We start from the raw sequence: 22,232 nt of genomic DNA on the forward strand, positions 1-22,232 counted from the left end.
GCTTTGTTCCATCGCTGGAAGTGCTCGTGGACAGAGCTTTTTGATCCATGTGCATGGCGGCCTGTCCTGCGGGTGTGGATATTCGCGGCAACCATTATCTGATCCAGCAGGGCAACCTGGACGAAGCCGCGCGCAATTATCTGGCTGTCCAGCCGTTCCCGCCCATCACCGGCCGTGTCTGCTTCCATCCCTGTGAATCCGCATGCGCCCGTGCCCGTGTGGACAGCGCTGTCAATATCAATGCCGTGGAGCATGTGCTCGGCGACTGGGCCGCGCAGATGCCGCTGGAAAAGCCCGTGCGCCGTCACATCAGCAAGGTGGCCGTGGTGGGTTCCGGTCCGGCCGGTCTTTCCTGCGCCTGGTTCCTGGCCCTCATGGGCTATCCTGTCACGGTCTTCGAAGCCCGTCCGTTCCCCGGCGGCATGCTGCGTTACGGCATCCCCGCCTACCGTCTGCCCGATGACGTGGTGGCCACCCAGGTCCGCCGTCTTGAAGAGATCGGCGTGCGTTTCTGCTGCAATACCCGTGTGGGCAAGGGCGCGGACGTCAGCCTGGCCGAACTGAAGCGCCGCGGCTACAAGGCCATCATGCTGGCCCCCGGTACCTCCGCCAGCCGCCGTCTGGAACTGGAAGGCAGCGACCTGCCCGGCGTGCACTGGGGGCTGGATTTCCTGAGCGCCTGCCGCAGCGATGAAAAGCCTGTCATCAGCGGTGACGTGGTGGTCGTGGGCGGCGGTGACGTGGCCGTGGATGCGGCCATCACGGCCCGTCGTCTCGGTGCCGCCCGAGTCCACATGGCCTGCCTGGAAAGCCGGGAAGAGATGCCCGCCTATCCCCACAACCAGAAGGATGCCGAAGACGAAGGGATCGAGTTCCATTGCGGCTTCGGGCCGGCCCGCCTGCTGCAGGAAGATGGCCGTCTGGTGGGCCTGGAACTGCATGCCTGCACCAGCCTCAAGGGCGAGCGCGGCCGCAAGCGTCCCCAGGTTCCCGAAGACCGCCTGCCCGGCCAGGGCATCGGCCAGGAGCCCCGCCATGAGCGCGGCCGTGTGCCCGCCGATCCGCAGGATCCCATGGCGGAGAACGTGCGCCCCCTCGATATGGAAGCCTGCTTTGCCGAAGCCCTGCGCTGCATGACCTGCGGCAGCCGTTCGCGTATCGCCTACAATGACGACTGTATGACCTGTTTCACCTGTGAGCTGCGTTGTCCTTCCGGGGCCATCTTCGTGCATCCGTTCAAGGAACGGTTTGCCCGGACCCTTGATCAGGTTGACGTCGTAAAGAGCTAACTGCCGGAGGACATCATGAAAGAACCCAGAGGATACGAATACACGACGGACCTGCTCGTGGTCGGGTGTGGTTTCAGTGGCATGTGGGCGGCCATGCGCGCCAAGGATTTTCTTGACGACGTGCTGGTGGTGGACAAGGGCCCCCGTGACTGGGGCGGCCTTGGCGGCCTTTCGGGCGGCGACATGATCGTCAAGCAGCCCGACATGAACCTTGATGACCTGCTGGACGATCTGGTCTATTACTACGATGGCCTGGCCGACCAGAAGCTGCTGGGGCAGATCCTGACCCAGTCCTATGACCGCTTCATGGATTTTGAGAACTGGGGCCACAAGTTCGTCCGCAACGACAAGGGCGAGCTGTGCTTCATCCCCCAGCGTGCGCTGGATTACATGCGCTTCTATTACTACCATCCCTACGGCATGGGCGGCATCGACAAGGCCCGCCTGCTCAAGCGGGAGTGCGAAAAGCGCGGCGTGCGCCGTCTGGGCCGTGGGTCATCACCGACGTCATCACCGACGGCGAGCGCGTCACCGGTGCCGTGGGCTTCCACGCCCAGAGCGGCAAGCCCGTCTACATCCGGGCCCGTGCCGTGCTGCTGGCCACCAATACCGGCGGCTGGAAGCCTTCCTACCATCAGAACACCCCTGCCAGCGAAGGCGTGAGCATCGCCTGGAACGCCGGCTGCGCCATGCGCAACTTCGAGTTCTGGAAGGTCTGGAACGTGCCGGTGGATTTTGCCTGGGAGGGACAGACCGGTCTGCTGCCCAAGGGGGCCCGCTTCCTCAACAACAAGGGCGAAGACTTCATGCTTAAGTATTCCCCCAAGTTCGGCGCCAAGGCCGACCCGCATTACAATACGCGCGGCATGATCTGCGAAGTGCGCGCCGGTAACGGCCCCATCCTTTTCGACTGCAGCAAAATGTCGGCCGAAGACGTGGAGACCATGCGCCCGCGTGCGGGCTGGATGGGCCTTAACGACAAGAAGCTGCGGGCCATGGGCATGGACTTTTTCGCCCAGAAGCTGGAGTGGATGCCGCAGGTGCGCCATACCTACGGCGGCATCGTGGCCGATCTGGACGGCGCCACGGCCATCAAGGGCCTGTACGCCGCCGGTCTGGCCCGCAACCCCGACCCCGGTGTCTACATGGGCGGCTGGGCCACCTGCATCACGGCTACCACGGGCTATTCCGCCGGTGAGGCCGCGGCCCGTTTCGTGGAAGGCCATGACGCCGTCCCCTTCGACAAGGCCTATGCCGCTGACCGCCTGAACGGCATCCTGCGTTATCTGGGACGTGACGGCATCGCGCCCAAGGACGTCATCGCCGACATGCGCGAAGTCATGAGCGCCCCCGACGTGGCCCTGATGAAGACGGGGCGCGGCCTGAGCCGTGGCCTGGATCGCGTGGCCGAAGTGCGGGAAGAGTTCCTGCCCGAGCTGGGGGCCCGCGATGCCCACGAGCTGGCCAAGCTCTTTGAAGCGACCTCCACCGTGCTGCTGACGGATCTGTGCCTGACCGCGGCCCTGGCCCGCAAGGAATCCCGTGCCGGTCATTACCGCGAGGATTACCCCCAGCGTGGCAATGCCAACTGGCTCAAGTGGATCGAACAGCGGCAGGTGGACGGACGGCATGAGCTGCACACCGTGCCCGTGCCCCTGGATGACTATCCCGTGAAGCCGTACCGCTATTACATGGACAACTTCACCTGGCCCGAACCTCCGCGTGCGGACTAGACCGACGGCCCGGTGACTGCCGGTGCCATCCCTTGCGGCATGAGCCGTGAGCGGTTCCTTCTGTGAGCCGGGGGCGTCTTCTCCCTGCCTCCGGCTCATTCCGTCCGCAACTTCATCCCCGCGCAGGGCCCCGTGCCCGCGCGATTTACAGGAAACGATATGTCAGCAACGACCCCGGAGAAGAAAGCTCCCCTGTCTCTTGCCTATTATGTCCACAGCCTCGTCTGTCTGTGCATCATGTTCGGCTTCGGCCTGCTGGACCCTGTGGAACCCCTGACCCCGCTGGGGATGCGCCTGGTGGGCGTGTTCCTGGGGGTGCTGTACGGCTGGTTGTTCATCGAGATCGTCTGGCCCAGCCTGGCCGGCCTGCTGGCCATGATGCTGGTGGGCGGCATGAAGCCCGCGACCCTGCTGAACAACAGTTTCGGCCACCCCATCGTGCAGATGATGTTCTTCATCTTCGTCTTCTGCGCCACCATCAACCACTACGGTCTGTCGCGCTTCATCTCCCTCTGGTTCATCACCCGCAAATTCGTGGCGGGCAGGCCGTGGCTGTTCAGCTTCACCTTCCTGGCTTCCATCTTCATCCTGGGGGCGCTGACCAGTGCCTCTCCGGCGGCGCTCATCGGCTGGAGCATCCTGTACGGCGTGTGCGAGGTCTGCGGCTACAAGAAGGGCGACAGCTACCCGACCATGATGGTCTTCGGTATCGTCTTCGCCGCCCAGATCGGCCAGTCCATGATCCCCTTCAAGCAGGTGGCCCTGACCGAGTTCAGTGCTTATGAGACCATGTCCGGCATGGGCATCGACTATGCCAAGTACATGCTCATCGCCTGCCTCATCTGCCTGCTGTGCGCCCTGTTCTTCATCGTGCTCGGCAAGTACATCTTCCGTCCCGACATGAGCAAGCTGCTCAATCTGGAAGCGGACAAGCTGGATACCGACGGCAGTCTGAACCTGACCGGCGTGCAGAAGACCGTGCTCCTTTTCCTCTTCCTGCTGGTGCTGCTGCTCCTGGCCCCCAACTTCCTGCCTGCGGACTTCTTCCTGACCCGCTTTCTCAAGGCCATCGGCAATACGGGTATCGTCATCCTGCTGGTGACGGTCATGGTGGCCATCAAGGTGGAAGGCAAGCCCCTGCTGAATTTCAAGGTCATGGTGGACTCCGGCGTCACCTGGGGCATCGTGCTGCTGCTGGCCTTCGTGCAGCCCCTGACCATCGCCATGGCGGCCCCGGGCAGCGGCATCACGGACTTTCTCATGCAGCTGCTGACGCCTTTCTTCGGCGAGAGCTCTTCCATCACGTTTGCCCTGTTCATCGGCTTCGCCGCCGTGGCCCTGACCCAGGTCATGAACAACGGCGCCGTGGGCGTGGTGCTCATGCCGGTCATCCACAGCTTCTGCCAGGCCTCCGGTATGGCGCCGGAGCTGCCGCTCATCATGGTGGTCATGGGCGTCCACTTCGCTTTCCTGACGCCTGCCGCCAGTGCCAGTGCGGCCCTGCTGCACGGCAACGAATGGTGCAATACCAAGGCCATCTGGAAGTCCTCGCCCCTCGCCATCCTGGGCGCTTACGCGGCCACGGCCATCGTGACCCTGCTGCTGGGCAGCCTGCTGTATTCCTAGGCATTCCCCCAGGCGGCACGACCCGGATGCGTGCCTCCACCGGAGCGGCCCTGCTGGAGGGCCGCTCCCGCAAAGGGGACGACCGGCAGCCGGTCATCACCGTAAACCAGCCATCAAAAAAGCTCCGCCCGCGCACAAGACGCAGGCGGAGCTTTTTTGATGGAGAAAACAGGGACACAGGGCAGGAGCAAGGTCTCGTTCCAGGTCTTGAAGAAACCTGCCGCAAAGCGGGCTCAGGCCCGGCCCAGGGCGAGGATCTCGTCCCTGCTGAGGGGCAGGACCTCGGGCAGGGCGGCGATGAGGCGGCTCACAGGTGTGGACGGATCGGGCCGGCAATGGGCGGCCAGCAGGCGGGCCAGACGTGCGGCGGCCAGGGCGGCCGTGGCGGTGGGCAGACCGGCGCACAGCAGGCCGGTGACGAGGCCGGTCACGATGTCCCCGGTACCGCCGATGCACTCCATGGCCGGGACCGAGGGACTGTCCACTACGGCGTGGAGGCGGCCTTCGTGGATGATATGGTCGGCCTTGCCCTTGATGATCAGATTGGCCGGGCAGTTGCCGTGCTCCTGTGCCCGGGCCAGCAGCACGGGGATGTTCTGTTCCTCGGCCAGCAGGAAGCCGCGCGTATAGAAGGGGTGGGGCGCTTTTTCATCCGCCAGGAAGGCCAGTTCGCCCACGTCCGGAGTGAAGAGTTCGTAGGCATCGGCATAGCCGCTCATCTTGGCCACGTACATGAAGCCCGCATCGGCCACCATCAGGGGCGCGTTCTCCAGTTCCCGGACAGCCAGCAGCAGGCGGTTGTGCCAGTCCACGTCGGGGAAGAGGTAGTGGAAGGTCAGGCCGCGCGGGGCCAGGGCGGGCAGGGCTTTTTCCAGCCAGGCATAGAGCTTGCGGCTGCCGGAACCGGAGCCGGTATCCCCGGCCAGCAGCAGGGCAGGGGGCGTGCAGTCAAGGGCCGCGCAGGTCTGCAGGGCCGTGGCTGCCAGGGCCGCGGTGCCCCGTTCCACGGGCACGGTACGGCCGTCAGGCAGGTGCAGGCCCGCTTCCGAAAGGCTGGCGCTACGTGGGGCGGGGCCTTCCGGCACCAGCAGGGAAAAATCAGGGTCGGGGATGGTTCCGGCTATGATCCACATGCGAGCTGTCTCCGTATCTTCTCAAAGGCTTTTTGCAGGCTGTAGCAGCACAGGGTCTGCCCCATGCTCAGCGGTTCGGGGGCCGTATCCAGCGTTTTGCCGCACAGGCAGTGGGCCAGCCAGGGCACGTCCGGGCAGCCGCCGCCGGAGATGTTGACGATGCGCCGGTCGCGGCAGTCCACCGTGATCTTCATGTTGGCCGCGCGTACCATGAGCCAGTGTTCCAGACGGCTGGTCTGGAACAGGGATACGGGCTCCAGCAGCACGTCATGGGCGCTGACCACCTGTTCCGGCTCCAGATCGGCCGTTTTCAGGCTGGCCAGCACTGCGGCCTGGCGGATGAGCGGGAAGACCACCACCATGTCGCAGCCGGTACGCATCTGCGGGGGCGGGCCCTTGACGTCCACGTCAAAGCCCTGCTGCCGCAGCAGGCGTTCGGCCCGGATGACGTCGCCCGTATGGGAAAAAGCCAGCAGCCCCCGGTCGGAAAGGGCGCGGGGACCTGTGTCGGGAGCGGACTCTTTTTTGAACAGGCCGCCCAGACGGCGACCGAGAGAGGAAAAAAGGGAATGCTTCGAGGTCATGCGTTTCCTGAAAAGGGGCGGCCGGAGCCGCCCCTGCATGGATTTTTTTAGGCCTGACGGCTGATCTCCAGCCGCCAGATGCCGTTCTCTTCACTTTCCGTCACATCGAAGCCGCTGTTGCGGGCCGCGCGGGTCACGTTCTCGCGGCTGGCCTCATTGTCCACCAGGACGGAGAAAGGGCCTTCGGGCTGCTTCTTGGCAGCGGTCAGGAACATCAGGACAGGCTGGGGGCAGGAGAGCCCGCAAGTATCGATAAGGGTCGCCATTACGCACCTCGCTTGCAATTGAAGAAACCGATGAGCAGGCAGACGGCCAGGCCGCCCAGGGCGCCCAGCATGCCGTTGGGGCCGATGCCCGCCGTGCTGGAGGCCATGCCGAAGTTATGGGCGCAGGCCGCGCCCACGATGAGACCGACCACGAACACGGCCGCGTCGTTGTCGCCTTCACCGGCCATGAAGAGCTGGCGGCCGGGGCAGCCGCCGGCCAGGGCAAAGGCCAGACCGGCCGTCACCATGCCCAGGAAGTTCCACAGGCCGTCGGTATGGGCCACGGGCTGGCCTTCAAAACCGGGATGGAAGCCGCCGATGGCCAGATTGGCCACCAGCGCGGCGGCCAGCATGGCCAGGAAGCCCAGGGCCAGATGCCACTGGTTGAACAGCAGGACGTCACGCACGGCGCCCATGGTGCAGAAGCGGCTGCGCTGGGCCAGGAAGCCCACCAGCAGACCGGCACCGAGCGAGAGCAGGAAGGGGGCGTGCATGGAGCCGGGGCCCTTGAGGGAGTAGAAGAGGACGCCGTTCTGGGGCTGTCCTTCCATGGGCGGGTTGAACAGATAGACGGCGACCAGGGCGAGCATGATGCCGGGCAGGATCAGGCCGGACGCCTTGCTCTGGCTCTGGCTGCGGCCCAGGGAGAAGCCCATGCGGAAGAAGACCGTGCCCAGACCGATGCCGACCACCAGGCCGGCCAGGCCGAACAGGGCGTTGGCGTCGCCGCCGGCCAGACGCATGATGACGCGCCAGGGGCAGCCCAGGAAGACCAGGGCGCCGATGGCTGCGATGACGCCCAGCAGGAAGCGGACGGCCGGAGCGGAGCCGCCGCGGGCGCGGTATTCGCCAAAGCAGAGGGCAGCGGCCAGGGAGCCCAGCACCATGCCCATGATCTCGGGACGCAGGTACTGGACGATGGGCGCGCGGTGCAGGCCCACGGCCCCTGCGATGTCGCGGTTGAAGCAGACCACGCAGATGCCCATGTTGCCGGGGTTGCCGGAGAACTGCAAAAAGACGGCGATCAGGCCCAGGATAAGGCCCGTGACCACGATGCCCGTGGTGGACGAGAAGAAATTGAAGCTGTTTTTCATGCGACCCCCCAAAAGACGGGATGCGGCAAAAGTTGAAAAAATGCGCGCAGATCCGTGACGGACCTAGGGGATGGGGGACCGTGATATGGCGAAGGTCAAGGAATCAGGACATGCCGTCGGCGCGACCACCCCGCTGCGCTCCACACCGTGAAGCCGGTGGTGTTGCGTCAGGTATGGTGCATGGGCATAGACGTGCTCCTTGGATCAGACGGGTCGTGATGGATAAGGGCAGCCTAGGAAAAGAACAGGGACGGGTCAAGTTCTTTCGGGAAAAAAGGGGACAGGCGGCCGGACCGGGAGCAGGGCGGGCATGAAAAAAGGGGCATCCGGCGGATGCCCCTTCAGGTCAGTTCTTGGCGGTCAGCAGGACTTCGTCCCGTCCGTCCCGTTCTTCCAGCAGGACGTCCACCTGCTCCTGCGGGCGGGTGTCCACGCTGCGGCCGATGTAGTCGGCCTGGATGGGCAGTTCGCGGTGGCCGCGGTCCACGAGCACCAGCAGCTCCACCTTGCGGGGGCGGCCGTAATCCAGCAGGGCCTCCAGGGCGGCACGGATGGTGCGTCCGCTGAACAGCACGTCATCTATAAGGATGATCTCCGCGTTGTCCACCGGGGCGGTGATGCGCGACTGGCCGATGTGGGGCTTGCCTTCCAGGCTGGTCCAGTCGTCACGGTACAGGTTGATGTCCAGCGTGCCCAGGGGCAGGGGGCGCTGCAGCTTCTGCTGCATCAGGGCGCCCAGGCGGCGGGCCAGGTCGGCGCCGCGGCGTTCGATGCCCACCAGCATGACGCGCTCGCACTGCCCGTGCCGTTCCAGCACTTCGCAGGCAAGACGTTCCAGAATACGGGTCATTTCCTCTTTGTCCAGCAGCAATGTCGTGGGCATAATTCCTCCAGAAGTGATGTCTTTCCATACGCCTTTTTGGCAGCGGAGAAAAGCCCCGCGAGCGATTGACAATCTTTGGGGCTGACCTTACATGTTACGGGCAACACTGGAGGTAGTGCCATGCTTACGTTGACCGATGCCGCCCGGAAGGAACTGGAAGGTTTTTTTGCCGACAGGGAAAAAGCGACCGTTCGCATCTACCTTGCCCCCGGCGGCTGCTCCGGCCCGCGCCTTGCTCTGGCGCTGGACGAAGCCGGTGAGAACGATACCCGGATCGAACAGGGCGGTTTTGCCTTCTGCATCAACAATGAACTTTTGCAGCAGGTGAAAAGCGTCAGTATCGATGCCAACTACCTTGGCTTTCTGGTGACCCCCGAAGTGCCCCTGCCGTCGTCGGGCGACAGCGCCTGCGGCGGTTGCTGCGGTGCCTGCGGCAGCCACCAGTAGCCTTTGACGGGAAGGCGCAGCCTGTTCCTTCCCGCGTCATCCCTGCTCTGACGATACCTGTCACCTCCTGCGTCAACAGTTGCCGCACCGGCAACGGGCGCTGCCCTGAACGGCGCCTCTTCCCCTGCGGGATACGGGAAGTCCGGGACGCGGCATCGTCAAGGAGAAGGAATGATCACTTTGTCTGAAAATGCCCGCAAAGAGCTGGAAGCCTATTTTGCGGACAAGGAACGCCAGACCATCCGTGTGTATCTTGCTCCCGGCGGCTGCTCCGGCCCCCGGCTCGTCCTGGCTCTGGACGAACCCGGAGACGAGGACGCCAGGTTCGAACAGGACGGCTTTGCGTTCTGCATCAACAAGGAATTGCTGCAACAGGTGAAGAGCGTCAGCATAGACTTGAGCTATCTGGGCTTCACCGTGACCCCCGAAGTGCCCCTGCCTTCGTCGGGCGGCAGTTCCTGCGGCGGTTGCTGCGGCAGCTGCGGCAGTCATCAGTAGTCCCTGTCCGGTGGGGCCGGCTGTCCCGGCCCGGCCGGTTTTGTCATAACAGAAGGTCCCGTCTTCTGTTTCCATCAACTGCCGTTACCGGCGGAGAGGGCCTGTTGCCCCAGGGCATCGGTCCCGGTTCCTGACGGGCAGGACGCTCCGCAGATACGGCCCAGAGAGGAATAGGAATGATCACTCTGTCTGAAAACGCTCGTAAAGAGCTGGAAGCCTACTTCGCGGACAAGGAACGCCAGTCCATCCGCGTGTTTCTTGCCCCCGGCGGCTGAAGCGGCCCGCGTCTCGCCCTGGCTCTGGATGAGCCTAACGCACAGGACAGCACCGAGGAAGTTGACGGTTTCACCTTCTGCATGGCCACCGACCTGGTGGCGCAGATCAAGGGCGTCAAGATTGATATGACCTACATGGGATTCACCGTGGATCCCGAGGTGCCGCTGGCCTCTTCCGGCAGCAGCTGCGGCAGTTGCGGCAGCAGCTGCGGCAGTCACTAGGCGGATCGTGATCCGTCGGCTGTCCGTGCGGGGAAATGTTCCCACACCGCCCGGGATGTGCATGCACGCATCCCCCCGGGTCGCTTGAAGCATGGCCCCCGACAGCTACAGATAAGAGATCCCGCAAGGCGGCCTTCGGGCCGCCTTTTTTGAACCCTTTCCCAGGATTCGGCGTCGTTGGTGGCGTCGTTTTTGCTTTTCCGGCGGACAGTATGGCAGATATCCTTTCCCTGCTCTCAGGGCCGGCCGAGGCCCGACACTGGCAGCGCAGCGGCATGGCGTCCTGTTGCCGTCTTGCCTGCGCCGCGCTGGCCCAGGGACGCAGCAGCGTCATCCTGGTGCGCGACCGTGAGGAATACACGGCGGCGCGCGCACTGCTGACCCTTTTTTCTCCTTCGCTTTCCCTGGCTGACATGGCCCCTGATGTCCCTGCCTGGAAGCTGCCCTTTGCCGTGCTCCCTGCCGGTCTTTTACTGCGCCGTGACCGGGATTCGTGGGCAGGACGGCTGGCGGCCCTGTACGGCCTTGCCCAGGGCGGGCCCCGCTGCCTCATCCTGAGCACGGAAGCGCTGCTGCTGCGCCATGTGCCCCGCGATTTTTTTGCCGAGCATACGCTCGACCTGACGCGGGGCAGCGACTATCCGCCGGAGCTGATCCTCGATCAGGCCGTGGAGTGGGGGTACGAACGTGTCCCCCTGGTGACCCGGCCGGGGCAGATGGCCCGGCGCGGCGACATCTTCGACATCTTCCCGTCCGGCTATCCGCGTCCTGTGCGCATGGAGTTTTTTGGCGATACGCTGGAAGAACTGCGCCTGTTCGATGCCGAGAGCCAGCGCTCCCTGCAGGGGCTGGACGAGCTGACCCTGCTGCCGGCCCTGCCTTTCGTGCTGGACGCGCAGGGCCTGGCCGCGGCCCGCAAGCGCATGGATGCCCTGTTCGCCGGGGCGCGCATCAGCGAGAACGACTGCTACACCTTCAAGAAGACCCTGGATGCCGGCGGTCTGGGCCTGCTGCCGGGCGTGGTGCACGAAAAGGCCAGCACCATCGCGGACTGGCTGCCCGAGGAGCCGCTCTGGTTCCTGCCCGGACAGGCGGACTGCGATGCGGCCCTGCACGGGACGGCCATGCAGTTGCGCGACCAGCTGGAAGAAGATGATGCGCCCCTGCCGCAGCCGTCCGCCCTGTGCCTGTGCGGCAGCCTGCAGGATCTGCCCTGGGAAAAGGCCCGCCGTTTTTATCTGGAGCCCCTGGTCATGGGCGTGGACACCGTGGGGGACGACGTACAGGAACGTCCGCTCCATGCCTTTACGGATCTTTTCCCCGTCCCCGGCGCGGCCGACCGTCCGTGGCAGCATCTGTCTGCCGGTCTGAAGGAATGGCAGAACCGGCGCCGTCAGGTGGTGCTGAGCTTTTCCTCGCAGCGCAGCCGGGCCAAGTTCCTCAAACTGGCCGAGCAGGAAGGCATCACGCCTGCCTTGCGTTATGCGCCGGAACAGCGCGGACTGTTCGCCCTGGTCTCCCCCTGGCGTTCGGGTGCGGAGCTGGTCTGGGACGATGTGCTCGTGCTGGGCGAGGACATCCTCTATCCGCGTGCGGAAAAGAAGGCCCGTGCCTCCTCGCGTGCGTTCAAGGGACTGGACAGCTTCGATGACCTCAAGGCCGGGGACCTGCTCGTCCACCGGGATTACGGCATCGGCCGTTTTGCCGGTCTGCACCATCTGGTGCAGGGAGGGCAGGGCAATGACTTCCTTCTGGTGGAATACTCCGGGCAGGACAGGCTCTATGTGCCGGTGGACCGCCTGGGGCTCATCCAGCGCTTCAAAGGTGGCGAGGGTGCGGAACCGGCCCTTGACCGTCTGGGCGGCGCCAGCTGGAGTTCCGGCAAGGAGAAGGTCCGCAAGGCCATCGAAAAGATCGCGGCCGACCTGGTGGAGATGTACGCCTACCGCAAGGTGGCCAAGGGCTTCCGCTACGACCCGCCGGGCGAGCTGTACCACGAGTTCGAGGCGACCTTCGGCTTTGAGGAGACCCCGGACCAGGCCCGGGCCATCGAGGACGTTTTGGCCGATATGGACAAGTCCGAGCCCATGGACCGTCTGGTCTGTGGTGACGTGGGTTTCGGCAAGACCGAAGTGGCCCTGCGCGCCGCCTTCCGCGCGGCCAGCGAGGGGCGTCAGGTAGCCCTGCTGTGTCCCACCACGGTGCTGGCCGAGCAGCATTACCAGACCTTCCGGGCCCGTCTGGCCGGTTTCCCGGTCACAGTGGGCCTGCTGAGCCGTTTCGTGCCCCGTGCCCGGCAAAAGGAAGTCCTCAAGGCCGCGGCCGAGGGGCAGATTGACATCCTGCTGGGCACGCACCGCCTGCTGTCGTCGGACGTGTCCCTGCCCAACCTCTCCTTGCTCATCCTGGACGAGGAACAGCGCTTCGGCGTGCGGCACAAGGAAAAGCTCAAGGCCCTGAAAAAGAACGTGGACGTGCTGACCCTGACGGCCACGCCCATCCCGCGCACCCTGCAACTTTCCATGTCCGGCATCCGCGACCTTTCGGTCATCGAGACCGCGCCGCAGGACCGCAAGCCTGTGGCCACGGCCGTGCTGCGGCGTGACGATGCCACCCTGCGCACGGTGCTGGAACGCGAGCTGGCGCGGGAAGGTCAGGCCTTCTGGGTATACAACCGTGTCCAGGGGCTGGAGCGCGTGGCCGAATATGTGCGCAAGCTGGTACCCACCGCCCGGGTGGGCATGGCGCACGGCCAGATGTCGGAAAGCGAGCTGGAAAGCAACATGCACAAGTTCTGGCACGGCGAGCTGGATGTGCTGGTCTGTACGGCTATCGTCGAGTCGGGCCTGGACTTCCCCCGCGCCAACACCCTGGTGGTGGACCAGGCGCAGCTCTTCGGCCTTGGCCAGCTCTATCAGCTGCGGGGCCGGGTGGGCCGCAGTGACCGTCAGGCCTACGCCTTCTTCGTGGTGCCCGATACGGAGCATCTGAGCGAAGTGGCCGAGGAGCGGTTGCGCATCATCATGGACATGGACTATCTGGGGGCCGGTTTCCAGGTGGCCATGGAAGACCTGCGCCTGCGCGGTGCGGGCAACATCCTGGGCGAGGTGCAGTCCGGCCATATGGGCCGGGTGGGGCTCGACCTGTATCTGGAGATGCTGGAAGAGGCCGTGGCCCGTCTCAAGGGCACGCCCGTCACCCAGGACGTGGAAACGGAACTCAACCTCGGTCTGCCTGCCCATATCCCCCAGTCCTACATCGAGGATGGCCGGGAACGCCTGCGCTGCTATAAGGCGCTCACGTCGGCCACCAGCGGCGCGGCCCGCGAGGAAGTGGCCCTTTCCATGCGCGACCGTTTCGGCAGCTTCCCGCAGGAACTGGTCAACTTCATCGCCGTGCTCGATTTCAAGCAGTTCCTGAGCCATTTGCAGGTCCAGCGTGCAGACATCTATCTGGATCATGTCCGTCTGGTGTGGGGCGACGGCCAGACCGCCGTGCAGCCGGAGCGCATCCTGCAACTGGTGGCTTCCATGAAGGGCGCCCGGATGCTGCCGCCGGCGTCGCTCATGCTGCCCCTGCCTGCGGACAAGGATTTTGCCCAGGGACTGCAGGGGCTGCGGCAGGCCCTGGAAAACATCCGCACACCGGAAGCTCCGGGCGACACGGCCTAGGCCGCGGCGATTGCCAAAGAGGGAAATATTGGCTATTTTCGGCTGCTACTACAGCCTATGCGCATAACGGGAGAATTTGCCTTGAAAAAATATGTCCTTCTGATCCTGATGGCATGGCTCTGCCTAGCCTGCACGGCCCAGGCTGCCCAGCTCAACAAAATTGCCGCGGTGGTCAACGGCCAGGTCATCACCATGTTCGACCTGCAAAAGGCCGCGCTGCCTGAACTGGGGCGTGCCCGTCTCAATCCCAATGACCCCAAGCAGGCCGACAAGGTCAATGTGGTCTTCCGCAAGGTGCTGGATTCCATGATTATGGACATCCTGCTGGAACAGGAGGCCAAGCGCCTGAGCATCACGGTCTCCGACAGCGAGATCGATCAGGAACTGACCAAGATGATGAAGATGCGTCGCCTGAACCGCGCCCAGTTCGAAGCCGAGCTGAAGAAGCAGGGCATGAGCGTGGATGAGCTGCGCAAGAGCATGAAGACCAACATGCTGCGTCAGCGCGTCATGGGGGCCGAAGTGGGCCGCCGCGTTGTGGTGACCGATGACGAGATCCGCGCCTACTACGAAAAGCACAAGGACACCATGTATGACCGCAACGGTCTGCATATGGGCCTGATCGTCTACAATCCCAACGTCAATGCCAGGAGCATCGCGGCGCAGATCGCTTCCGGAGCCCTTTCGTTCGAAGAGGCCGCCCGCAAGTATTCCATCGCCCCCAATCGCGAAAAGGGCGGCGACATGGGCCCGGTGGAGTGGGGACGCCTCAATCCTGAGTGGGAGACCCGCCTGAACAAGATGAAGCCCGGCGATGTGACCGACATCTTCACCGTGCAGGGCCACAAGGCCCAGGTGCATCTGTTCCGTCCCGGACAGAGCGGTTCCGGCCGTCCCATGACCTTTGAGGAAGCCCGGCCCGTCATCGATAACATCCTGCGCCAGCCCAAGGCCATGGAGCGTTTTGACGAATACTCCCAGCAGCTGCGCAGCAAGGCCGTCATCGATATCCGTCTGTAAGATACTGCCTTCCGGCCGGAACCAGACGGGGAGACCCGGCCGGCAGATACCCGCTTTCCCCGTATCGAGGTTTGCATGACTTTTGAAGAACTGGGTGCGGCGCTGTGCGCGGAGCGCGAACGCCGTGGCCTGAGCCTTGATGATGTGGCCGCCCACCTGAAGATCAGCACGCGGCTCATCCAGGCCCTGGAGAGCGGGGATCTTTCCGCCTTGCCCCATCCTGCCTATACCAAGGGCTTTTTGCGGGCCTACGCCTCGTACATGGCCCTGGATCCCGAAGCCGTGGCGGAAGTGGCGCACGCCCTGCAGCCCGCGGCGGCCACGGAATGCACCGTCATGGGGGGCGACGAGGACCTGCGCAGCAATCCCGCCATCTTGCGTCACGGCGCCCGTCAGGGCATCGCGGGCTGGCTGCGTGTCTTCATCCTGCTCATCCTGGTGGTGGCGCTGGCCGGAGGCGGCTGGATGCTGTGGCAGCGGGGCGTATTCAAGGACCTGACCGGCAGCAAGGAGCAGAGCCTGCCGACTGCGGAGCCTGCAGCCGTGGCTCCGGCCCCTGAGCCGGTGGCTCCGGCTCCGTCTGCCACGACGCCTGCGGCACCTGCTCCGGCCGGTGCCCAGACTGCCCCGGCTCCCCAGGGCAATGGCGGTGCGGCCGCTCCTGCCGGTGGTGTGGCGCCTGTGCCCGGTACCGCACAGCCTGAACGCAGTGCCGCGCCCGCGTACACGGGCATGATGGATACCCGGCCTGCGGAGCTGACCTGGGGCCAGACGGCCAATGCCGCCACGGTCCAGGATACGGCCGCCCAGGATCCGTCCCTGCCTGCTGGCATGCACCGTGTGGTGGTGACCGGTATCGGCGAATGCTGGATGCGGGCCACCGTGGACGGGGAAGTGCGCCAGTTCTCGGTGCGCAAGGGTGACATCATCACTCTGGAATTTGCCAAGGCCCTGGAGGTAAAGCTGGGCAACGCCGGTGGGGTCCAGGTCTTGTATGACGGGACGGAACTGCCGGCTCCCGGTCAGGCCGGTCAGGTGAAGACCCTGGTCTTCCCGCCTGCCGCCAACTGATGGAATGGACCGACCAGGCCCTCGTGCTGCGCATGGGGGCCTTTCGTGAGTCGGATCTCTGGCTCAAGCTGTTGTGCCGTGAACATGGCCTGCTGACGCTGTTCGCCTTTGGCGGCAGCCGCAGCAGGCGACGCTTTTGCGGCTGTCTGGATGTGCTGAACAGCCTGCAGTGCCGTGTCCGTTCCTCAAAGGACGGGCGTTTCCTCAATCTTGAGGAGGCGGCCTTGCTGCAGGGGCCGCGCCTGCTGCGGCGCAACTGGCAGCGCATGGGACTGGCGGCCAACTGCCTGCGCTTTGTGGAAGCCATGGGCGTAGGGGAGGACGCCGCGACGGAAGCCTTCCTGCTGGTGGAGGATCTGCGCGCGGTACTGGAGGCGGAAAAGGCCCCGCCTGTGCTCCTGCCCCTGCATTTCCGCCTGCGTCTGGCCGGGGCCCTGGGCTTTGCCCCCAACCTGGGGCAGTGCGGCCGGTGCGGCCGGACCATCAGCGAGGACGCGCTCTTCGTGGTCGATGAAGGCCAGCTGCGCTGTTCCTCCTGTCGCAGCAGCCGCTTCGAACTGGAGCGTTACGGCGTGGAGATCCCCGCACAGGGGCTTGACCTTCTGCGCCATGTACAGCAAAGTTTCCCGTCCGGGTGGCCGGACGGCGAGCTGCCGCCCCCGGTGCGGCGGGCCTGTGCCCGGGCCATCGATGGTTTTGTCCAGTACCATCTGGGGCTGGCCTGGGAAGGGAACTATTTTCGTCGGGTTTGAGTCTGCCCGTCCCGTCTGCGGGACAAAAGACGAACGAAGGGGACGCGTCGGACTGGCGGCGCCGTAGCTGACGCGAGCGTCGCGTCGTGCCGAAATGTGTTAAAAAAGGACTGCACATGTATTTTCAGGATGTCATCCTTACCCTGCAACGCTACTGGGCGGAGCAGGGCTGTGTCGTGGAACAGCCTTCAGGCGTGGAATGCGGGGCGGGGACGTTCAACCCCAACACCTTCCTGCGCGTGCTGGGCCCCGAACCCTGGAGCGTGGCCTATGTGGAACCCAGCCGTCGTCCCACTGACGGCCGCTACGGGGAAAACCCCAACCGCCTGCAGCGCTACTTCCAGTTCCAGGTCATCATGAAGCCTTCTCCTGCCAATGTGCAGGAACTGTATCTGGAAAGCCTGAACGCCCTGGGCATCAATCCTGCCCAGCACGATATCCGCTTTGTGGAAGACGACTGGGAATCGCCTACCCTGGGTGCCTGGGGCCTGGGCTGGGAAGTGTGGCTCAACGGCATGGAAGTGAGCCAGTTCACCTACTTCCAGCAGGTGGGCGGCATCGACCTGCATCCCATCAGCGTGGAGCTGACCTATGGTCTGGAACGTCTGACCATGTATCTGCAGGGCGTGGAATCCGTCTACGACCTGAAGTGGAACAAGAACGTGACCTACGGCCACATCTACCACCAGAACGAAGTGGAGCAGTCCAAGCACAATTTCGAGGCCAGCAACCCCGAGATGCTGCTGCGTCATTTCAATGATTTTGAAGGCCAGTGCAAGGCCATGCTGGAGCAGAACCTGCCCTGGCCCGCCTATGACTACTGCCTCAAATGTTCCCACACCTTCAACCTGCTGGATGCGCGCGGCGCCATCTCCATCACGGAACGCGCCGGCTATATCGGCCGTGTGCGCGCTCTGGCTGCAGGCGTGGCCAAACTGTATGTGGCCCAGCGTGAAGAGCTGGGGTATCCGATGCTCAACACCGAGGCGAGGTAAGGCATGGCGACCTTTGTGCTTGAAATTGGCAGCGAAGAACTGCCTGCCCGTTTTTTGGCCGGCGAAGAAGCCGAACTGGCCGCCCGTTTTACGGCGGCCCTGCAGGAAGCCAGTGTGGAACACGGCGCCCTGCGTACCATGAGCACGCCGCGTCGTGCCATCGTCATCATCAAGGACGTGAACCCCGTGCAGCAGGAGCGCGAGGAAGAAGTGGCCGGCCCGCCGGTGCGTGTGGCCTTTGCCGCTGACGGCAAGCCCACCAAGGCCCTGGAAGGCTTTGCCCGCACCAACGGCGTGAGCGTGGACGATGTGTACCGCATCACCACCGAAAAGGGCGAATACGTGGCCGTGCGCAAACGCATCGGCGGCGCTGCCGTTGCTGACCTGCTGGCCGAGATCTGCCCCGCCGTCATCACCTCCCTGCCGTTCGGCAAGCGCATGCGCTGGGGCAGCAACACCCTGGCCTATGCCCGCCCGCTGCGCTGGATTGTGGCCCTGCTGGATGACGCCGTGGTGCCCTTTACCGTGGGCCCTGTGGCTTCCGGTCGCGAGACCATGGGGCACCGCATCCACGGTCATGGCCCCTTCAGCGTGGCCCATGCCAATGAACTTCTGGCCGTGCTGGCGGACAAGGGCGGCCTGACGCCCGACGCCGCCGACCGCCGCAAGGTCATCGTGGAAGGCGGTGACGCCCAGGCTGCCGCCATCGGCGGCAAGGTGCTGTGGCGTGACGGCCTGCTGGACGAAGTGCAGGGCCTGACCGAACATCCCGTGCCCCTACTGGCCGACTTCGATCCTTCCTATCTGGAAGTGCCCCGCGAAGTGCTGCTCACCAGCATGGAAAGCCATCAGAAGAGCTTTGGTATCGAGGCTGCCGACGGTACCCTGATGCCGCACTTCCTGACCGTGCTCAACATCTCCCCCGAGGACATGAGCCTGGTCAAGCACGGCTGGGAACGCGTGCTGCGTGCCCGCCTGGAGGATGCCCGTTTCTTCTGGCATGCCGACCTGCGCGATAATTTCGACTATTGGCTGGAAAAGCTGGATCACGTCATCTTCATCGGCCGTCTGGGCACCATGGGCGAAAAGACCCGTCGTCTGGAAGCCCTGTGCCGCTGGCTGGCCGAGAACGTGGCCCAGGGCAAGGTCAGCGCCGAGGACGCCGCCCGTGCCGGCCGCCTGTCCAAGGCCGACCTGGTGACCGGCATGGTGGGCGAGTTCGATACCCTGCAGGGCATCATGGGCGGCATCTACGCCGAGCGCAAGGGCGAGACCCCGGTGGTGGCCCAGGCCCTGCGCGAACAGTATCTGCCCGCCGGCCCCGACAGCCCCGTGCCTGCCAGCCTGTGCGGCGCGCTGCTGTCCATGGCCGACAAGGCCGATACCCTGGTGGGCTGCTTCGGCCTGGGCATGATCCCCACCGGTGCCGCCGACCCCAATGCCCTGCGCCGTTGCGCTCTGGGCATCATCCGTATCGCTCTGGAGTTCGACCTGCACTTCGACATCCGTCAGCTGTTCGCCCGTGCTCACGAACTCTATGGTGACCGCCAGTGGAAGCTGGCTCCGCAGGAAGCCCTGGACAAGCTGCTGGACTTCTTTGCGGGCCGTGTGCGCAATTACTGGCAGAACCGTGGCGAAGACAGCCTGCTGGTGGATGCCGCTCTGGGCGCCGGTGTGGCTGATGTCTGCCAGTGCGGGGCCCGCCTGGCCGCCCTTGCCCAGTTCAGCAAGGAAGCCGGTTATGCCGAGGCCGTGCAGACCTTCAAGCGTGTGGCCAACATCGTCCGCAAGCAGGGCGCGGCTGAACAGCTTGCCGCTGCCTGGCAGGCTAACCTGCTGCAGGAAGATGCCGAAAAGGCCCTGGCCGCCACGCTGGACGATCTGCTGCCGCGTCTGGACAGCCTGTGGGAGGCCGGTGACCATACCGCCGCCCTCAAAACGCTGCTGGAAGTCCGTCCTGTGGTGGATGCCTTCTTCGACGGCGTCATGGTCATGTGCGATGATGCGGCGCTGCGCGCCAACCGCCTGGCCATGCTCAATGCCCTGGGCACCCGGTTTGCTCGGCTGGCGGATTTTGCCGCCCTGCAGATCTAAAATGTGGCAAGGGGCGCTGCCCCTTGCATGAAAATGCGCCAATATGGCCGCAGAGCTTGACAGATATGCCATGCTCTGCTAAAAATCCGTCTTCACACGAAGGCACTATACCTGCATTGCAGGCCAAAATATCGGAGGAATACCGTGGCTAACCATAAGTCTGCCATCAAGCGTCATAAGCAGAGCCTGAAACACGCCGCCCGCAACCGCGCTGCCCGTACCCGCGTGAAGAACGCCGTCAAGGCTGTGCGCGCCGCCATCACCGGCAACGATAAGGAACAGGCCAGCAGCGCTCTGACTGTTGCCGCTTCCGTGCTGGCCAAGGCCGCCGGCAAGGGCGCCATGCACTGGAAGAAGGCTGCCCGCAAGCTGTCCCGCCTGTCTCGCGCCGTCAACGCTATCGACGCTCAGTAGTGCGGCTGCACCGGTCACCGTCATTTTTGCTTGACGGACACGGCCGGGTAACGTAATATTTCAAACATGCGCTCGTAGCTCAGCTGGATAGAGCAACAGGCTACGAACCTGTAGGCCAGGAGTTCGAATCTCTTCGGGCGCACCATCACAAAAATAAGCGGTTGGCTGTTATGGCCGGCCGCTTTTTTTGTATTTTCAATGCCTTGTTTCAGGGCCCCGGGATGCCACGGGCCGGTATCTTTCGGGGTTCTGCCCGTACTGCCGCATCATTCCCGGTACGGACATCTTTCCCGCATGGCTCCGGTGTGTCCTCTTCCATGACATGGAGCGCAGGCCCCTTGGGTATCCTGTTTTGCGTGCCGCTTCCGGTGCCGGATGCCGGGAAAGGAGAGATGGCCGATCTCCAAAAGCTGGAGGCGTGCCGGGATGTCCGCAGGCAGCCGGAAAGGGGAGCCCTGCGCATGAAACGACACCAAGAGACGCCATCGACGGATCCTTCCGCCCCTGATCAGAAAGGGGCGGCTCCCTCCACATCTCCTGTGCTGCCGTCGCATCGGCAGCGCGTACGTGAAACGGGCAGCGAGCTGCGGCTGCTGTTCGACCTTTCCCAGGTCATCGACCATTCCCGCGACATCAGCCACAGCCTGGAGGCGACGCTCTCTCTGATGGCGCAGCACCTGCACATGATGCGGGGCATGATCACCCTCGTGTCTCCCCATACCGGCGAGATCCGCATCGAGGTGGCCCACGGTCTGAATCCCGCCGAGCAGCGGCGGGGCCATTATGCGCTGGGTGAGGGCGTCACGGGGCGCGTCATCCAGAGCGGCCAGCCCATGGTCGTTTCCAATGTTTCGGCCAGCCCCATCTTTTTGAACCGTACCCGTTCCCGTGACCTGCAAAAGGATACCATCGCCTTCATCTGTGTGCCCATCAAATTCGAGGACGAGGTTCTGGGCGCCCTTTCCGTGGACCGTATCTTTGCGGATGCCGTGACGCTGGAAGAAGACGAGCGCATCCTGACCATCATCGCGTCCATGATCGCCCATGCGGCCAGGGCGCGTCAGAACGTTATGGACGAGCGCGTCGCGGCCATTGAAGAGAACATGCGCCTGCGCAACGCTCTGTCCGCGCCGCTGCGCCCGCACGGTTTTGTCGGCAATTCCGATGCCATGCGCCTTGTCTATGAGCAGATCTCGCAGGTGGCGCCTTCCACGACGACGGTGCTGCTGTACGGCGAGAGCGGCACAGGCAAGGAGCTGGCCGCCCATGCCATCCATTCCGCCGGCAAGCGGAGCAAGGGGCCGTTCATCTCGCTGAACTGTGCGGCCTTGCCGGAAAACCTCATCGAAAGCGAACTGTTCGGCCATGAGAAGGGAGCTTTTACCGGTGCTTCGGGCATACGCAAGGGACGCTTCGAGCTGGCGGATGGCGGGACGCTCTTTCTTGATGAAGTGGGGGAACTTTCCCTGCTGACGCAGGCCAAGCTGCTGCGTGTCCTGCAGGAGCGTTGTTTCGAGCGTCTGGGCGGTACGGAGAGCCTGTCCGTGGACGTGCGCATCATCACGGCCACCAACAGGGACCTGGCCCGCATGGTGGAGGAGGGCACGTTCCGCCGCGACCTCTATTACCGTCTGAATGTGTTCCCCATCCACATGCCGCCCCTGCGCGAACGGCAGAACGACATCCAGCCGCTGGCGGCCTATTTTGTAGACAAGTACGCTGCGGCCAACGGACGTTCAGGCATCCGCATCTCGCTGGCCGTCATGGACATGCTGCAACGTTATTCCTGGCCCGGCAATATCCGTGAGCTGGAGAACGTCATGGAGCGGGCCGTGCTCCTGGTCGGTCAGGATGGTCTGATCCTGCCCCAGCATCTGCCGCGTGAACTGCACAGTACGCATTGCCCGTTCGGCCCGGAGGCGCACAAGGGATCTGTGGAGCCGTATACGGCTTCCGGCACCTTGCAGGATCGTCTCGACGAGCTGGAGCGCGCCTGCATCACCGATGCCCTTGCCCGGCACAAGGGGCACATGGGGCATGCGGCCCAGGCCCTGGGGCTCACGGAACGCGTCATGGCCCTGCGTATGAAGAAACATGGCATCAGCTACAAGGATTTCCGCCAGCACTGATGCAAGTATTTGCTTGGGAAGGGCGGAAGCTGTCCC

General features: G+C 64.2%; 19 protein-coding genes, 1 tRNA gene and 1 pseudogene. 16 read left to right on the forward strand and 5 right to left on the reverse strand.

Features of this window, described 5'->3' with window-relative positions:
- Positions 1-53 precede the first annotated feature (53 nt).
- From ACQRCJ_RS05020 to ACQRCJ_RS05035, 4 genes and pseudogenes are all read left to right on the forward strand, one after another.
- The gene (locus ACQRCJ_RS05020) at positions 54-1,289 is read left to right on the forward strand and encodes an FAD-dependent oxidoreductase (RefSeq protein WP_427799428.1); all 1,236 of its coding nucleotides are present in this window, start codon (positions 54-56) and stop codon (positions 1,287-1,289) included.
- 93 nt (positions 1,290-1,382) lie between these two features.
- A pseudogene (locus ACQRCJ_RS05025) lies at positions 1,383-1,586 on the forward strand (FAD-binding protein); the annotation flags it as partial.
- A gap of 161 nt (positions 1,587-1,747) precedes the next feature.
- A complete protein-coding gene (locus tag ACQRCJ_RS05030; protein ID WP_427799429.1) occupies positions 1,748-3,022 on the forward strand; it encodes an FAD-binding protein in 1,275 nt (424 codons plus the stop codon).
- A gap of 159 nt (positions 3,023-3,181) precedes the next feature.
- Complete coding sequence (locus tag ACQRCJ_RS05035) at positions 3,182-4,648, forward strand: SLC13 family permease (RefSeq protein WP_427799430.1); 1,467 nt, start codon at positions 3,182-3,184, stop codon at positions 4,646-4,648.
- A 233-nt stretch (positions 4,649-4,881) separates the two neighbouring features.
- Here the strand turns inward: ACQRCJ_RS05035 and ACQRCJ_RS05040 are convergent, their stop codons facing one another.
- The 5 genes from ACQRCJ_RS05040 to pyrR all read right to left on the reverse strand — a co-directional run bounded on the left by ACQRCJ_RS05040 (position 4,882) and on the right by pyrR (position 8,608).
- A complete protein-coding gene (locus ACQRCJ_RS05040) occupies positions 4,882-5,781 on the reverse strand; it encodes an NAD(P)H-hydrate dehydratase (protein WP_427799431.1) in 900 nt (299 codons plus the stop codon).
- Complete coding sequence (locus ACQRCJ_RS05045; protein WP_427799432.1) at positions 5,769-6,365, reverse strand: DUF3343 domain-containing protein; 597 nt, start codon at positions 6,363-6,365, stop codon at positions 5,769-5,771. The genes ACQRCJ_RS05040 and ACQRCJ_RS05045 overlap by 13 nt, the downstream gene beginning before the upstream one ends.
- Positions 6,366-6,412: 47 nt before the next feature.
- Positions 6,413-6,631 (reverse strand): sulfurtransferase TusA family protein, encoded by a 219-nt coding sequence (locus ACQRCJ_RS05050; protein ID WP_168935002.1) that lies wholly within the window; start codon positions 6,629-6,631, stop codon positions 6,413-6,415.
- Positions 6,631-7,725, reverse strand: a complete 1,095-nt coding sequence (gene yedE, locus ACQRCJ_RS05055; RefSeq protein WP_303955718.1) for a YedE family putative selenium transporter — start codon at positions 7,723-7,725, stop codon at positions 6,631-6,633. The genes ACQRCJ_RS05050 and yedE overlap by 1 nt, the downstream gene beginning before the upstream one ends.
- Positions 7,726-8,071: 346 nt before the next feature.
- Entirely contained in the window at positions 8,072-8,608 is a 537-nt protein-coding gene (pyrR, locus tag ACQRCJ_RS05060) for a bifunctional pyr operon transcriptional regulator/uracil phosphoribosyltransferase PyrR (RefSeq protein ID WP_168935000.1), read from the reverse strand.
- A gap of 120 nt (positions 8,609-8,728) precedes the next feature.
- Here pyrR and ACQRCJ_RS05065 point away from each other — a divergent pair, with 120 nt between their 5' ends.
- The 12 genes from ACQRCJ_RS05065 (at position 8,729) to ACQRCJ_RS05120 (ending at position 22,196) form a co-directional block, all read left to right on the forward strand.
- Entirely contained in the window at positions 8,729-9,055 is a 327-nt protein-coding gene (locus tag ACQRCJ_RS05065) for an IscA/HesB family protein (RefSeq protein WP_168934999.1), read from the forward strand.
- A gap of 171 nt (positions 9,056-9,226) precedes the next feature.
- Complete coding sequence (locus ACQRCJ_RS05070) at positions 9,227-9,553, forward strand: IscA/HesB family protein (RefSeq protein ID WP_168934998.1); 327 nt, start codon at positions 9,227-9,229, stop codon at positions 9,551-9,553.
- A 176-nt stretch (positions 9,554-9,729) separates the two neighbouring features.
- Positions 9,730-10,050, forward strand: coding sequence for an IscA/HesB family protein (locus tag ACQRCJ_RS05075; RefSeq protein ID WP_081446798.1), 321 nt, complete (start codon positions 9,730-9,732; stop codon positions 10,048-10,050).
- A 212-nt stretch (positions 10,051-10,262) separates the two neighbouring features.
- Positions 10,263-13,721: a transcription-repair coupling factor gene (mfd, locus tag ACQRCJ_RS05080; RefSeq protein ID WP_427799433.1), complete on the forward strand. Its 3,459-nt coding sequence runs from the start codon at positions 10,263-10,265 to the stop codon at positions 13,719-13,721.
- Positions 13,722-13,778: 57 nt separating this feature from the next.
- Positions 13,779-14,741 carry a SurA N-terminal domain-containing protein gene (locus tag ACQRCJ_RS05085; protein ID WP_427799434.1) on the forward strand — a complete coding sequence of 321 codons (963 nt, stop codon included), beginning with the start codon at positions 13,779-13,781 and terminating at the stop codon, positions 14,739-14,741.
- A gap of 75 nt (positions 14,742-14,816) precedes the next feature.
- Complete coding sequence (locus tag ACQRCJ_RS05090; protein WP_427799435.1) at positions 14,817-15,812, forward strand: helix-turn-helix domain-containing protein; 996 nt, start codon at positions 14,817-14,819, stop codon at positions 15,810-15,812.
- Positions 15,812-16,564, forward strand: a complete 753-nt coding sequence (gene recO / locus ACQRCJ_RS05095; RefSeq protein WP_427799436.1) for a DNA repair protein RecO — start codon at positions 15,812-15,814, stop codon at positions 16,562-16,564. Before ACQRCJ_RS05090 ends, recO begins: the two co-directional genes overlap by 1 nt.
- 116 nt (positions 16,565-16,680) lie before the next feature.
- Entirely contained in the window at positions 16,681-17,559 is an 879-nt protein-coding gene (gene glyQ / locus ACQRCJ_RS05100; RefSeq protein WP_006004641.1) for a glycine--tRNA ligase subunit alpha, read from the forward strand.
- Positions 17,560-17,562: 3 nt separating this feature from the next.
- Positions 17,563-19,653, forward strand: coding sequence for a glycine--tRNA ligase subunit beta (gene glyS, locus ACQRCJ_RS05105; protein WP_303953695.1), 2,091 nt, complete (start codon positions 17,563-17,565; stop codon positions 19,651-19,653).
- Positions 19,654-19,797: 144 nt separating this feature from the next.
- Entirely contained in the window at positions 19,798-20,067 is a 270-nt protein-coding gene (gene rpsT / locus ACQRCJ_RS05110) for a 30S ribosomal protein S20 (RefSeq protein ID WP_006004646.1), read from the forward strand.
- A 68-nt stretch (positions 20,068-20,135) separates the two neighbouring features.
- Positions 20,136-20,212, forward strand: a tRNA-Arg gene (locus ACQRCJ_RS05115).
- Positions 20,213-20,528: 316 nt separating this feature from the next.
- Positions 20,529-22,196: a sigma-54 interaction domain-containing protein gene (locus ACQRCJ_RS05120; RefSeq protein ID WP_303995543.1), complete on the forward strand. Its 1,668-nt coding sequence runs from the start codon at positions 20,529-20,531 to the stop codon at positions 22,194-22,196.
- The last annotated feature ends 36 nt before the right edge of the window (positions 22,197-22,232 follow it).

This window comes from Desulfovibrio sp. SGI.102 (genome assembly GCF_050314315.1).
In the GTDB taxonomy this organism is placed as follows: Bacteria; Desulfobacterota; Desulfovibrionia; order Desulfovibrionales; family Desulfovibrionaceae; genus Desulfovibrio.

Bases quoted from the DNA above. Each gene is read 5' to 3' on its own strand.
- ACQRCJ_RS05020 (WP_427799428.1), top strand. From the start codon at position 54: ATGGCGGCCTGTCCTGCGGGTGTGGATATTCGCGGCAACCATTATCTG.
- ACQRCJ_RS05035 (WP_427799430.1), top strand. From the start codon at position 3,182: ATGTCAGCAACGACCCCGGAGAAGAAAGCTCCCCTGTCTCTTGCCTAT.
- ACQRCJ_RS05040 (WP_427799431.1), bottom strand. From the start codon at position 5,781: ATGTGGATCATAGCCGGAACCATCCCCGACCCTGATTTTTCCCTGCTG.
- ACQRCJ_RS05045 (WP_427799432.1), bottom strand. From the start codon at position 6,365: ATGACCTCGAAGCATTCCCTTTTTTCCTCTCTCGGTCGCCGTCTGGGC.
- ACQRCJ_RS05050 (WP_168935002.1), bottom strand. From the start codon at position 6,631: ATGGCGACCCTTATCGATACTTGCGGGCTCTCCTGCCCCCAGCCTGTC.
- yedE (WP_303955718.1), bottom strand. From the start codon at position 7,725: ATGAAAAACAGCTTCAATTTCTTCTCGTCCACCACGGGCATCGTGGTC.
- pyrR (WP_168935000.1), bottom strand. From the start codon at position 8,608: ATGCCCACGACATTGCTGCTGGACAAAGAGGAAATGACCCGTATTCTG.
- ACQRCJ_RS05065 (WP_168934999.1), top strand. From the start codon at position 8,729: ATGCTTACGTTGACCGATGCCGCCCGGAAGGAACTGGAAGGTTTTTTT.
- ACQRCJ_RS05070 (WP_168934998.1), top strand. From the start codon at position 9,227: ATGATCACTTTGTCTGAAAATGCCCGCAAAGAGCTGGAAGCCTATTTT.
- mfd (WP_427799433.1), top strand. From the start codon at position 10,263: ATGGCAGATATCCTTTCCCTGCTCTCAGGGCCGGCCGAGGCCCGACAC.
- ACQRCJ_RS05085 (WP_427799434.1), top strand. From the start codon at position 13,779: ATGCGCATAACGGGAGAATTTGCCTTGAAAAAATATGTCCTTCTGATC.
- ACQRCJ_RS05090 (WP_427799435.1), top strand. From the start codon at position 14,817: ATGACTTTTGAAGAACTGGGTGCGGCGCTGTGCGCGGAGCGCGAACGC.
- recO (WP_427799436.1), top strand. From the start codon at position 15,812: ATGGAATGGACCGACCAGGCCCTCGTGCTGCGCATGGGGGCCTTTCGT.
- glyQ (WP_006004641.1), top strand. From the start codon at position 16,681: ATGTATTTTCAGGATGTCATCCTTACCCTGCAACGCTACTGGGCGGAG.
- glyS (WP_303953695.1), top strand. From the start codon at position 17,563: ATGGCGACCTTTGTGCTTGAAATTGGCAGCGAAGAACTGCCTGCCCGT.
- ACQRCJ_RS05120 (WP_303995543.1), top strand. From the start codon at position 20,529: ATGAAACGACACCAAGAGACGCCATCGACGGATCCTTCCGCCCCTGAT.